A 13059-nucleotide genomic window follows, 5' to 3' on the forward strand; every position below is an offset into this window, starting at 1 on the left:
GAACCTCCAGCGCGTATTTTTTCCCTTTATACCCGCTTTGGCGTCAGGTGCGAGTGTCAATGCCCTCACCGGGCGATTTCCCGGCAAGGGTTTGCCATTCTGCATCAGAGCCGCCCAATCCGCGCCCCTTTCATCTTCGCATAAATATCCCCGCCGGAGGCTTCCGCCGCGTGCCGGATCCGACCGGCGGGGCAGGGCCGCTACATGCAGGCCTGATACAGCGCGCGGGTATTCTCCTGCGTCATCCTGACAGGGTTACCCGCGCAGGAGGGATCTTCCAGCGCCATATCGGTCAATTCGTCCAGCCGTTCGGTCTCGACCCCCATCGCGCTCAGGGTTTCGGGGATCGACAGCTCGGCCCGCAAGGACATGATCCGCGCACGGAAACCGTCGAACCCGCCGGCGATGCCAAGATACCCGGCCGCCGCGGCGATCCGATCCTCGATCTCGGCGCGGTTGAAGTCCAGCACCATCGGCATCACCACCGCGTTCGTCGTGCCGTGATGGGTGTTGTAGACCGCGCCGATCGGGTGCGACAGGGAGTGGATCGCCCCAAGCCCCTTCTGGAAGGCCACCGCGCCCATGGCCGCGGCCGACATCATGTGGGCCCGCGCCTCCAGGTCGGAGGGGTTGGCATAGGCCCTGGGAAGGTTCTCGAATACCAGCCGCATGCCCTCAAGCGCGATGCCCTGGCTCATCGGGTGATAATAGGGGCTGCTATAGGCCTCAAGGCAGTGGGCAAGCGCATCCATCCCGGTGCCGGCGGTGATGAAGGCGGGCATGCCCACCGTCAGTTCCGGGTCGCAGATCGTGACCGCGGGCATCAGTCGGGGATGGAAGATGATCTTCTTCTTGTGCGTGACGCTGTTGGTCAGAACGCCCGCCCGGCCGACCTCGGAACCGGTTCCCGCCGTGGTCGGCACGGCGATGATCGGGGCGATCTTCGCGGCATCGGCCCGCGTCCACCAGTCGCCGACATCTTCCAGGTCCCACACGCTCAGCTCCGGCGCCTGACCGGCCATCAGCGCGATCATCTTGCCCAGATCCAGCGCCGAGCCGCCGCCGAAGCAGATCACCCCGTCATGGCCGCCCGCGCGATAGACCGCAAGGCCTTCGGCCATGTTGCCCTCGTTCGGGTTCGGGTCGACCTGCGAGAAGACCGCACGCCCCAGCCCCGCCGCGTCAAGGCTGTCAAGCGCCGCGGCGGTGATCGGAAGCGCGGCAAGCGCCTTGTCGGTCACCAGAAGCGGCTTTTTCACCCCCGCGGCAAGGCAATGCTCGGGCAGTTCAGAAATCCGGCCCGCGCCGAATTTCACCAGCGTGGGATAGGACCAGTTTCCCTTCAGTTTCATTTCGTCACCTTCTTGAGATGGTAGGATTTCGGTCGAGTGACCGCATAAAAGCCCAGAACCGACAGCGAACCGCCCCGCCCGGTATCCTTGCACCCTGTCCAGCACAGCGCGGGGTCAAGGTAATCGCAACGGTTCATGAAGACGGTGCCCGTCTCGACCTGTGCGCCGATGCGCGCCGCGCGTTCGGCATCTGCGGTCCAGAGCGAGCAGGTCAGGCCGTAGGGGCTGTCATTCATCACTGCCACAGCCTCGTCATCGCCCGAGACCGGCATGATCCCGACCACGGGGCCAAAGCTTTCCTCGCGCATCACGCGCATCTCGTGGTTCACATCCACAAGGATCTGGGGCGCCAGATAGGCGCCGCCGTCATCGGCGGGAAACAGCGCCGGGTCGATCAGCGCGCGGGCGCCTTCGGCCACCGCCTCGGCGATCTGGTCGCGCACGGTCTGGGCAAAGCGGACATTGGCCATCGGGCCAAGCGTGGTGTCGGCCTCGAACGGGTTGCCGAGCCTGAGGGTCTTCACCCAGGTCACGGCCTTTTCGACGAAGGCGTCGTAAAGGCTGTGATGGACATAGATCCGCTCGATCCCGCAGCAGCACTGGCCCGCGTTATACATCGCGCCGTCCATCAGACTGTCGACCGCGGCATCCAGGTCGGCATCGTCCATGACATAGGCCGGGTCCTTGCCGCCCAGTTCCAGCCCCAGCCCGGTGAAGGTGCCTGCCGCCGCGCGCTCCATCGCGGCGCCCCCGGCGACCGAGCCGGTGAAGTTGATGAAGTTGAAGGCACGGTTGCGGATCAGATGCTCGGTCACGTCATGGCTGAGCACGACATTCTGGAACACGTCCTCGGGCACACCCGCGGCATGGAACGCCTCGGCCAGCCGCTCGCCCACCATAAGGGTCTGGCTGGCATGTTTCAGCATCACCGTGTTGCCCGCGATCAGTGCGGGCGCCAGCGTGTTGATCGTGGTCAGGTAGGGGTAGTTCCAGGGCGCCACGATGAAGACCACGCCGACCGGCTCGCGCATGATGCGCCGCTCGAACCGGTCCGAGGTTTCGGCCACAAGCGGGGCAAGCGCCTCGGCCGCGATCGAGGACATGTAGTCGGTGCGGTCGTTCACACCGCCGAACTCGCCGCCATAGCGCGTGGGGCGGCCCATCTGCCAGGCGAGTTCTTCAACCAGAAGATCCTTCATGTCGTTCAGCTTCCGGACGCCCGCCTTGACCAGCGCGATGCGTTCCTCAAGCGGGCGGGCCGCCCATTCGTGCTGTGCCGCGCGGGCGCGCGCCGCCGCAGCCTCGGCATCGACCGCGCTGAGCGACTGGCGCTCGGCATAGACGCGCCCGTCCACGGGCGAGATGCATTGGATGATCTTGCTCATCTGATCCTTCCTTCGGGCCGTCCGGGCCCACAAGAGACGCCCTCAGGCGCGTTCAAAGCCACGCGCGCGGTCCCAGTTGGTGACGACGCGGTTGGTTTCCGAAATTTCCCAGCTTGCGGCATGGTGATAATGCGCGATGACATCCTCGCCGAAGGCGTGCAAGAGCATCTCGCTGCGGCGCATGGCCTCTGCGGCCTCGCCAAGGGTGGCGGGGATCGCCGCGGCGCCTTCGGCGTGATAGATGTCGCCCTTGACCGGGGCGCCCAGCTCCAGCCCCTTCTCGATCCCGGCAAGGCCCGCGGCCAGAAGCGCCGCGCAAGCCATGTAGGGGTTCAGATCCGCGCCGCCGATCCGGCATTCGACACGCACGGCCTTGGTATCCTCGCCGCAGACGCGGAAACCGGCGGTGCGGTTGTCAAGGCTCCAGACCGCCTTGGTGGGGGCGAACATGCCCACGCAGAAACGCTTGTAGCTGTTCACATAGGGCGCAAGAAAGGCCGTGATTTCAGAGGCATGCGCAAGCTGCCCGGCAAGGAAGTGACGCATCACCGACGACATGCCATGGGGTTCGGCCGCGTCGTGGAACACGTTGCGGCCCTCGCGCCAGAGCGACTGGTGCACATGGCTCGACGATCCGGCGCGGCGGTGGTCGTATTTCGCCATGAAGGTGACGGATGCGCCGTGCTGCTGCGCGATTTCCTTCACGCCCTGCTTGATGATGCAATGCATGTCGGCGGTATCGAGGGCGTCGGAATATTTGGCGTTCACCTCTTCCTGCCCGGCATCGGCCTCGCCCTTGGAGCATTCGATCGGAATTCCCGCATCCCACAGGTCATTGCGGATCGCGCGCATGATCGGTTCATCCCGCGCAGTGCCGAAAAGCGAATAATCCACGTTGTATCGGGCGATGGGCGTGGGGTCCGGATAGCCATTATCGAACAATTCGGGGAAGCTTTCCTCGAACAGGTAGAATTCCAGCTCGGTCGCCATCATCGGCTCGAACCCCATCGCGCGGGCGCGTTCCACCTGCCGCTTGAGCACCGAGCGCGGGGCGTGCGGCACCAGTTCGTGGCTGTGGTGGTCGAGCACGTCGCACATCACCATCGCCGTGCCCTCAAGCCAGGGCAGGCGGCGCAGCGTGGCCAGGTCGGGCTTCATGACATAATCGCCATAGCCCGCCGCCCACGAGGTGGCGCGATAGCCCTCGACGGTGTTCATCTCCATGTCGGTGGCCAGAAGATAGTTGCAGCAATGCGTCTCTTCCCAGGCGCTGTCGATGAAGTGGCGGGCATGGAAGCGCTTGCCCTGCATGCGGCCCTGCATGTCGACGATACAGGCGATCACGGTGTCGATCTCGCCGGCTTTGACGCTGGACTTGAGCTGATCGAAGGTCAGGTTCGCGGGCATTTCGTGCTGTCCTTTGCAAGGGGATGCCCCCGCAACTGCCGGGATGCGGGGGAGGGGGCGTCATTCCGGCGCCGGGGGCGCGCGGCATCCGGTCCGCGCGCCCCCGGCCGTGTGGCCTCAGGTATAGCGATAGGGCCGGCCGGCCTTCACCATCGTTTCGTTATAGCGCTTGATGATGTCGACGACCTTGGCCTTGACCTCGGATTCCGCCGCGATCTCGTCCCAGAAGACCTTGGCGGCCTCTTCGACCTGCGCCCATTCGGCATCGGGGATCGTGGTCAGCTGCATGTCCGCGCCTTCGACGCGCAGCTTCGCCTCGCCCGCCCAATACCAGTGCTGGCGATAATAGTGCGACTGCTCGAAGCAGACCTTGAGCAGTTCCTGAAGATGCTGCGGCACCGCGTTCCAGCGTTCCATATTGGCGAAGAAATGGCCGATCCACGCGCCCGAGATGTTGTTGGTCAGGAAGTAGGGGGCCACTTTCGACCAGCCGACGGTGTAATCCTCGGTGATGCCCGACCAGGCGATGCCGTCAAGCTCGCCCGTCTGCATCGCAACCTCGACATCCTCCCACGGGACGGTCACGGGAACCACGCCGAACTGCGCAAGGAAGCGCCCGGCGGTGGGGAAGGTGAAGACGCGCTTGCCCTGAAGGTCGGCCAAGGTGTTGACGGGCTCTTTCATGGCGAAGTGGCACGGATCCCACGAACCGGCCGAGATGTGCTTCACCCCGACCTTGGCGTATTCCTCGTCCCAGATCTCGTTCAGGCCCCATTCGTGAAACAGCGCCGGCACGTCGAGCGAATAGCGCAGCGCCATCGGGAAATAGCCGCCGAACACCGTCACCTCGGTCGGCGAGGCCATCGAGTCGTCGTCCGACTGCACCGCGTCGATCGTGCCCGACTGCATGGCGCGGAACAGCTCGGATGTGGGCACAAGCTGGTCGGCATAAAACAGCTCGATCTCCATCTGGCCGTTGGCGATGGTGTTGAACGCGTCGATCGCGGGTTTGGCGACATGCTCGGCCAGGGCGGGGCCGGCATAGGTCTGCATGCGCCATTTGATCGTTTCCTGCGCGCGCGCCGGTGCGGCCAGCGTCGCGGCCCCGGCCGCAAGCGCGCCCGATGTCATGAACTTCCGTCTGGTGGTGGTCATCGGTATCTCTCCTTGTTGGTGGTCCGGTCCCCATTCGGGGTTATGATTGTCATCCAAGCACCGCTTGCGGCAGCCACAGCGCGATCTGCGGGAACATCATCACCAGGATCAGCGTCAGCACCATCACCCCGACGAAGGGAAAGACAGAGCGGTAGATGACCGGCAGCGTGAAATCGTCGGGCGCCATCGCGCGCATCAGGAACAGGTTGTAGCCGAAGGGTGGCGTGAGGTAGGCGATCTGGCAAGTGATCGTGTAAAGCACGCCATACCAGATCAGGTCGAAGCCAAGCGCCTTGGCCAGCCCCACATAGACCGGCGCTACGATGACCAGCATCGCGGTATCGTCGAGGAACATCCCCATCACAAGGAAGCTCAACTGCATCAGGATCAGCACCTGCCAGGGGCCAAGGCCAAGATCCTTGAGAAAGAAGTTCTCGATCGCGCGGCCCGCGCCCAGCCCGTCGAAGACCGCCCCGAAGGACAGCGCGGCGGTGATGATCAGCATGAACATCACCGTGATCGCCAGGGTGTTGCGCGTCGCGGTCTCGAAGACCTTGCGGGTGAAGCGGCGCTTGACGGCGGCCGCCAGAACCGCCGAGACCGCGCCGATCACCGAGGCCTCGGTCAGGCTGGCCCAGCCGTTGAGGAAGGGGATCATCATCGCGGCAAAGATGAAAAGCGGCAGCAATCCCGCGCGCAGCAGTCGCAGCTTTTCCGGCCAGCTTATCCCGGCGCGCTCCTCGGGGGGCATCGGCGGGGCAAGGTCGGGGTTCAGGCGGCAGCGGATCCAGATATAGGCTACGAAAAGCGTGGCCATCACCATGCCCGGCACAAGCCCCGCCAGCCACAGGTTCGATACCGGCTGGCGCGCGATCAGCGAAAACAGCACCATCACCACCGAGGGCGGGATCAGGATCCCGAGGCTAGATCCCGCCTGGATCACGCCCGAGATCATCAGCTTGTCATAGCCGCGCCGCACCAGCTCGGGCAGGGCGATCGTCGCGCCGATGGCCATGCCCGCAACCGAAAGCCCGTTCATCACCGAGATCAGCACCATGAGCATGATCGTCCCGATCGCAAGCCCGCCCGGCATCGGCCCGAACCAGACATGGAACATGCGATAGAGATCCTCGGCCAGGCGGCTCTCGCTCATGACATAGCCCATGAAGATGAACATCGGCAGGGTCAGAAGCGGGGTCCATTTCATCAGCTTCATGACGGCGGCAAACCCCATGTCCGACCCGCCCGGCCCCCAAAGCGCGATGGCCGCCACGACCGCGACAAAGCCGATCGCGCCGAACACCCGCTGCCCCGTGATCATCATCAGAAGCATCGTCGAGAACATCAGGATGGCGATGATTTCGTGCTCCATCAGATCTCTTCCCCGCGGATAACCGCAATGTCGCGGATCAGATGAACGGTGGCCTGCAACAGCATGAGCAGGAAGCTGAAGGTGATGATCACCTTGATCGGCCAGAGCGGCGGGCGCCATGCGGTGGGGTTCCGCTCTCCGGTTTGGAAGGCATAGACGGTGGAGTCGAAAGCGCCCCACAGCATCACCCCGATGTAGAACATCAGGCAGAAGACGGTGAAGACATCCCAGATCGCCTGGCCGCGCGTGTTCAGCCGCGAATAAAGCAGATCCATCCGCACGTTCGAGCCGAGCTGAAGCGAATAGGGCGCGCCCAGCATGTAATAGGCCACCAGCGTGAACTGCGCCATCTCAAGCGTCCAGAGCGCCGGCACACGCCCGATCTTCGTGATCGAGGACCACAGCATGATCCCCATGATGACGAACAGAAGATACATCGCTACGCGCCCGATTCGGTAATTCACCGCCTCGACCGCGCGGACATAGGTTCTCAGCCACTTCGGCATCACGCGGCCTCCATCCGGCTCAGGGCGCCATTCAGCACCGCGGCAAGGGTGTCGGCCATCGCGTCCTGTGCCTCGGGCGTGGCGATCAGGTCATTGCGCAGCTCCAGCATGACATTGGCCAGCCCCATGGGCGTGGCCTGAAGCGCAAGCGTGTGGGTCACGCCATCGGCGGCGGAATAGGGCTCGTTCAGGCGCACGTCGAGGGTCGTGCGTGCGACGGCCTCGTGCAAGACGGCGCGGGCCAGACCGGCATCGGCATCGTGGATCACGCCCAGCTCGACCGCGCGCGGCGCGCCGTGAAACACCGGGGTAAAGCTGTGAACGGTCACCAGAACGGGGTGCTGCCCGCGTGCCAGGCGCAGCGCGATCTCGGCGCGCAAGCGGGCATGAAAGGGCAGGTAGATCGCCTCGGTCCGGGCGGCGCGTTCGGCGGGCGAAAGGGCGCGGTTTCCTGGGATGTCGTGGATCTCGCTGCGCGCGGCCATGGCACCGGGGGCATGGGGCGGGCGATTGAGATCGTAGATCAGCCGCGACAGCCCCGCCGCGACCAGCGTCGCATCAAGCTTTTGCGACAGCGCCCGCGCCAGCCCGAGCGCGCCGGGATCCCAGGCGATATGCGCCCGCTGCTGCGCCGCATCAAGGCCAAGCGTCCCCCAGGGCGGGGGAAAGGCATTCGCGGCATGCTCGCACACGATCAGGAACGGCCCCCGTCCTGCGGGGCGCTCCACCGTCACGGCACTTTGCTGGATCGTCCGATCCGTCATGCTTCCCTGTCGATTCTTTGTTCTGATTGGCTTCAGCGTCCAACGGCACCCGGATTCTGTCAAGATCATTTCAAGAATCGTTTTTCTGTTACAAAATGTTCTTGGCGACTCGCTCAGCGCAGGCAGGATGACACCTTGGCAAATACCATCAGCACGATCGAAGAACGCCTGCGCGGCGCCATCGAGGGGATGACCCGCGCGGAACGGCAACTGGCGACACATCTGCTGCGCCACTATCCGGTGGCGGCGCTTGGCTCGGTGACGGCGCTTGCGCGGGCGGCCGACGTTTCCTCGCCCACGGTGGTGCGGCTGGTCCAGAAATTGGGCTTCAAGGGCTATCCCGATTTCCAGTCGGGCATCCGCGCAGAGGTGGAAGAACGGCTGATCTCTCCGCTGGCCAAGCACGACCGATGGGCAGGAGGCGTGCCCGATACCCATATCCTCAACCGCTTTGCCGATGCGGTGTTGGGCAATCTCCAGGCCACGCTTTCACAGATCGACCATGCCGAATTCGACGCCGCGGCGCAGCTGATGGCCGATCCCGCGCGCCGGGTCTTTGCGACGGGCGGACGGATCACCCACGCGATGGCGGATTATTTCGTGACCCATATGAAGGTCATCCGCCCCGATGTCAGCCTGATTTCGGAAATGTCGAACGCTTGGCCCCCGGCGATGATCGAGATGCGCCCGGGCGACGTGCTGCTGGCCTTCGACATCCGCCGCTACGAAAACAACGTGCTGCAACTGGTCGAGATGGCCTCGGAACAGGGCGCCGAGGTCATCCTGATCACCGATCCCTGGGTCAGTCCCGCCGCGGCCCATGCGCGCTACCGCTTCTCGGCCCAGATCGAGGTGCCCTCGGCCTGGGATTCGACCGTGGCGATCCAGGTGCTGATCGAAACCCTCATGGCCGCGGTGCAAAGCCTGACCTGGGAAGAGACCGCGCAAAGGATGAAACGCCTGGAAGAACTTTATGCGCGCGCGCGCTTTTTCCGCCGCACGAAATAGGGGGCTGTCCGCCCCCTCCGGGCCTGCGGCCCGTTCACCCCCGAGGATACTTCTGCTCTGAAGATGCGCATGTTTCTTCAGAGTCCAAATATCCCCGCCGGAGGCTTCCACACGCTGCCAGATGCGCCCTGGGCCGGGGGTCAGTCCCCGATGACCAGAAGATCGGCGGCGTTCAGGCCGAGCGTGACCTTTTCTCCGACCTTCGGCGGGCTGACATGCGAGATGTTGAACGTGTCGAAAGCCAGGCTTTGACCGCCCAGATCGGCCCGGATGCGGATGACGGACCCGAGGAAGTCGACCTCGGTGATGGTGCCTGCAAGGGATGTATCCCGCCCCGCGGCGCCGAGGGTGATCATCTCGGGGCGGGCGGCAAGGGTGATGCGTCCCGCGGGCAGGGGGCGGCCGAGCCGCGCCTCGCCGCCGGGCAGGCGGACATGGCCGGTCTTCGGGTCGAGAACGTCGGCCTCAAGCGTGTTCAGCGTGCCCACGAAGCCTGCGACGAAGCGGGTGGCGGGTTTGTTGTAGATGTCGAACGGGGTGCCGACCTGATCGGCGATACCCTGATGCATCACCACGACGCGGTCGGACATCGAAAGCGCCTCTTCCTGGTCGTGGGTGACGAAGATCGTGGTGATGCCGAGCTTGCGCTGGATCGCGCGGATCTCGTTGCGCAGGCTCAGGCGGATCTTGGCGTCGAGGGCCGAGAGAGGTTCGTCCAGCAGCAGGACCTGCGGGCTGGGGGCAAGCGCGCGGGCAAGGGCCACGCGCTGTTGCTGGCCGCCCGACAGCTGAAACGGATAGCGGCTGCCCAGATCGGCAAGGCCGATCAGGGACAGCATCTCGGCCACGCGTGCGTCGATCACGTTGCGGGGGGTGCCCTTCACCTTCAACCCGAAGCCCACATTCTGCGCCACGGTCAGGTTGGGAAACAGCGCGTAGGCCTGAAACACCATGCCGATGCTGCGCTGGTTGGGGCGCAGCCGCACCACGTCCTGCCCGTCGATGCCGATGCGGCCCGAGCTTGGCTGCTCGAACCCGGCCACCATCCGCAGCACCGTCGTCTTGCCGCAGCCGGAGGGGCCCAGAAGCGACACGAACTCCCCTTTTTCGACGTTGAGATTGAAATCTTTGACCACCTTGTTCGGGCCGAAGGACTTTTCCAGATGTTCGATCGTCAGGAAGGACATGTCAGCGTGCCGCCTTGGTATGTTTGGAGAACCGGGTGACCAGTTGGATCAGACCCATGCAGGCCCAGGTGATGATGAAGGCGATGACGGCAAGCGCGAAGGGCTCGTAGGCCTTGTTCGCGCCCATCAGTTGCAGATAGGGCCCGAAGGCGGGGCGGTTCAGCAGGGCCGCCATGGTGAACTCACCCATCACGATGGCGAAGGTGACGAAAGCGCCCGAGAGGACCGCGACCAGCACGTTGGGCATGATGACGCGCGCAAGGATGGTGATCCAGCCCGCGCCAAGCGATTGCGCGGCCTCGGTCAGGGTGGCCACGTCGATCGTGCGCAGCCCGGTATCGACGGCGCGATACATGTAGGGCAGCGACAGCGTGGCGTAGCCCAGCATCAGCAGAAGGTTGGTGCCGAAGGTCGAACCCGTCAGCGGCAGCCAGCTTGAGGTGTTGTAAAGCCGGATATAGCCGAACACGACCACGATGGCGGGGATCACCAGCGGCAGCAGGGTGATGAACTCGACATAGGGGCGCAGATGCGGCATGCGCAGCCGCACCCAGAAGGCCGTGGGCACCACCAGAAGCACGCCGAAGACGATGGTCAGAAGCGCCATGACGACCGAATAGCCGAAGGTCTGGCGGAATTGCGGATCGGCGATGACCTTGCGATAGGCGTCCAGCGAATAGACCCCGCGGCGCATCGAGAGCGAGAATTCCGCCATGCCGATCAGCGGCAGCACGAAATAGGTGATCCCGAGCAGGAGAATCAGGGCGGCAAGGAAGCGTTTCATTTCAGCCACCTCTCCGAGCGCATCCTGAGCACGATATAGATGACGTTGGCGATGCCCGTCACAAGGATCATGCCGAAGGCCATGGCATAGCCGAGGTTGGGATTGCCCAGCACGTCGCCCCGTATCTGCGCGAACAGCATGATCGGCACGATATTGAGCGACGATCCCGTCAGCGCGATCGCGGTGGCCACCGCCCCGAAGGCATTGGCGAAAAGCAGCGCGAACGTGCCAAGGATCGAGGGGAACAGGATCGGCAGCGCCACCATGCGCCAGTATTGCACCCCGGTCGCACCAAGGACGCTTGCGGCCTCGCGCCATTCGCGTTTCAGGCCGTCAAGCGCGGGGGTGATGATCAGGATCATCAGCGGGATCTGGAAGAACAGGTAGGTGATCGTCAGGCCCCAGAAGCTCAGGATGTTGAAGCCGAGCGCCCGCAGGTTGATGCCGAATTCCGTGCGCAGCCAGACCGTGATCAGGCCAAGCGGGCCGAGCGTCGCCAGAAAGGCGAAGGCCAGCGGCACGCCCGCAAAGTTCGAGGCCACGCCCGAGAATGTCAGAAGCGGGCTGCGGATCCAGCCCGGCAATCCGCCCAGGACCACCGCCGCCGCCATCAGGAACCCCACGAGGCAGCCCAGAAGCGCCGAGGCGAAGGAAATCTTGATCGAGATCCAGTAGGAGGACAGGATCGAGGGTGTGAACAGCCCGAAGATGTTGTCGAGGGTGAAGCTGCCGTCCTGGCTCTGGAAGGCGCCGATGACGATCTTCAGGGTGGGGGCGAACAGGAAAAGCCCGACGAAAAGTGCGAAGGGCAGGATGCCAAGCCACGTCAGCGGCAGGCGCCGCCCTGCGCGCGGCCGGGCTTCGGTCGGGGCTGTCATGGGGTCTTGTCCGTCCTGTCGGTGTTTATCGTTATGGGCCCGCCCCGGTGTTGCCGGGACGGGCGGTTCTGGACGTTCGCGTTACTGGACGTTGGCGCCCACGACGGCATCCCAGCCGCCGGTGACGGCGCTCTTGTTGGCGTCCTGTTCGTCCAGCGTCGGGAAGTAGGCGGCCTCGTAGTTCTCGGCCGGGGGCAGGGCGTCCATCAGATCCTGCGGGATCTTGCCGGCGGCGGCCATCGCGTTGAAGCGGGCAGGGTGGCAATAGCCCTTCAGCCAGAGGTTCTGGCCCTCGTCCGAATAGAGGTATTCCATCCACAGCTTGGCCGCGTTCGGATGCGGCGCATGGGCCGAGATGCCCTGCACATAGACGCCCGCCAGAACGCCCGACTTGGGCACGACCACGTCAACCGGCGGGTTGCCGGCCAGATCGTCGCGCCAGGTCAGGGCGTTATAGTCCCATGCCAGAACGATCGGCGTGGCGCCCTGCGCCAGCGTGCCCGCCTTGCCGATGACCGGGACGAAGTTGCCCGCCTTGTTCATCTCGGCGAAATAGGCAAGGCCCTTCTCGCCCGATTCCTGCCCGGCAGCGCCACCTGCGGCCATACCGGCGGCCAGAACCCCCAGGATGGCCTGGTTCGAGGCGCGCGGATCGCCCGCAAGCGCCACCTGACCGGCATATTCGGGCTTGAGAAGGTCGGCCCAGTCGGTGGGCGTGTTCTCGACCAGATCCTTGTTCACCATGAAGGACAGCACGCCGTAATAGTCGCCATACCAGAAGCCGTCGGCATCCTTGATGCTGTCAGGGATCTCGTCCCAGGTGGCGACCTTGTAGGGTTGCAGCAGCCCCTCGTCCTTGGCTTGCGGGCCGAAGGACAGGCCCACGTCGATGACATCGGGCGCCTGCGGGCCGGTATTGCCGATATTGGCGCGGATCGCCTCAAGCTCATCGGCCGAGCCCGCATCGGGGTTCAGCTCATTGACCGAGATTTCGGGATATTTCGCCTTGAAGCCTTCGATAACGCCGCCGTAGTTGCACCAGCTATGCGGCAGCGCGATGGTGGTTAGCATGCCTTCGGCCTTGGCGGCGGCTTCGAGTTCGGCCAGATCCTGCGCCTGCACCAGCGCGGTCGTGGCAAAAAGCGCGGCGGCGCCGGCAAGCCAGGTCATCGGTTTCATCATCATTCGGACAGTCTCCCCGTTACGGATGTCAGGGCCCGGAATGGGCACATGACGGCATTAGGCGCGTTCTGTGACAGTC

Annotated in this window: 12 protein-coding genes; 1 reads left to right on the forward strand and 11 read right to left on the reverse strand. The window is 64.5% G+C overall.

What is annotated here, in order from left to right; all coding sequences use genetic code 11:
- Positions 1-200: 200 nt before the first annotated feature.
- The 7 genes from AC4PTO_RS03740 to AC4PTO_RS03770 form a co-directional block, all read right to left on the reverse strand.
- Complete coding sequence (locus AC4PTO_RS03740) at positions 201-1352, reverse strand: iron-containing alcohol dehydrogenase (RefSeq protein WP_492732018.1); 1152 nt, start codon at positions 1350-1352, stop codon at positions 201-203.
- Entirely contained in the window at positions 1349-2737 is a 1389-nt protein-coding gene (locus tag AC4PTO_RS03745; RefSeq protein WP_492732020.1) for an aldehyde dehydrogenase family protein, read from the reverse strand. Before AC4PTO_RS03745 ends, AC4PTO_RS03740 begins: the two co-directional genes overlap by 4 nt.
- A 42-nt stretch (positions 2738-2779) precedes the next feature.
- Complete coding sequence (locus AC4PTO_RS03750; RefSeq protein ID WP_492732022.1) at positions 2780-4144, reverse strand: glutamine synthetase family protein; 1365 nt, start codon at positions 4142-4144, stop codon at positions 2780-2782.
- A 117-nt stretch (positions 4145-4261) separates the two neighbouring features.
- Positions 4262-5299, reverse strand: coding sequence for a TRAP transporter substrate-binding protein (locus tag AC4PTO_RS03755; RefSeq protein WP_492732023.1), 1038 nt, complete (start codon positions 5297-5299; stop codon positions 4262-4264).
- Between the two features lie 49 nt (positions 5300-5348).
- Positions 5349-6671: a TRAP transporter large permease gene (locus tag AC4PTO_RS03760; protein ID WP_492732025.1), complete on the reverse strand. Its 1323-nt coding sequence runs from the start codon at positions 6669-6671 to the stop codon at positions 5349-5351.
- The gene (locus tag AC4PTO_RS03765) at positions 6671-7177 is read right to left on the reverse strand and encodes a TRAP transporter small permease subunit (protein WP_492732027.1); all 507 of its coding nucleotides are present in this window, start codon (positions 7175-7177) and stop codon (positions 6671-6673) included. Before AC4PTO_RS03765 ends, AC4PTO_RS03760 begins: the two co-directional genes overlap by 1 nt.
- A complete protein-coding gene (locus AC4PTO_RS03770; RefSeq protein ID WP_492732029.1) occupies positions 7177-7941 on the reverse strand; it encodes an N-formylglutamate amidohydrolase in 765 nt (254 codons plus the stop codon). The genes AC4PTO_RS03765 and AC4PTO_RS03770 overlap by 1 nt, the downstream gene beginning before the upstream one ends.
- A gap of 189 nt (positions 7942-8130) precedes the next feature.
- Here AC4PTO_RS03770 and AC4PTO_RS03775 point away from each other — a divergent pair, with 189 nt between their 5' ends.
- A complete protein-coding gene (locus AC4PTO_RS03775) occupies positions 8131-8949 on the forward strand; it encodes a MurR/RpiR family transcriptional regulator (protein WP_492733522.1) in 819 nt (272 codons plus the stop codon).
- Positions 8950-9089: 140 nt separating this feature from the next.
- Here the strand turns inward: AC4PTO_RS03775 and AC4PTO_RS03780 are convergent, their stop codons facing one another.
- From AC4PTO_RS03780 to AC4PTO_RS03795, 4 genes are all read right to left on the reverse strand, one after another.
- Positions 9090-10136, reverse strand: a complete 1047-nt coding sequence (locus tag AC4PTO_RS03780) for an ABC transporter ATP-binding protein (protein WP_492732032.1) — start codon at positions 10134-10136, stop codon at positions 9090-9092.
- 1 nt (position 10137) lies between these two features.
- The gene (locus AC4PTO_RS03785) at positions 10138-10920 is read right to left on the reverse strand and encodes an ABC transporter permease (protein ID WP_492732034.1); all 783 of its coding nucleotides are present in this window, start codon (positions 10918-10920) and stop codon (positions 10138-10140) included.
- On the reverse strand, positions 10917-11798 hold the full coding sequence (locus AC4PTO_RS03790) for an ABC transporter permease (RefSeq protein WP_492732036.1): 882 nt from the start codon (positions 11796-11798) through the stop codon (positions 10917-10919). Before AC4PTO_RS03790 ends, AC4PTO_RS03785 begins: the two co-directional genes overlap by 4 nt.
- Positions 11799-11879: 81 nt before the next feature.
- Positions 11880-12977: an ABC transporter substrate-binding protein gene (locus AC4PTO_RS03795; RefSeq protein ID WP_492733524.1), complete on the reverse strand. Its 1098-nt coding sequence runs from the start codon at positions 12975-12977 to the stop codon at positions 11880-11882.
- Between the last annotated feature and the right edge of the window lie 82 nt (positions 12978-13059).

The sequence above is a fragment of the Rhodobacter maritimus genome, from assembly GCF_058747975.1.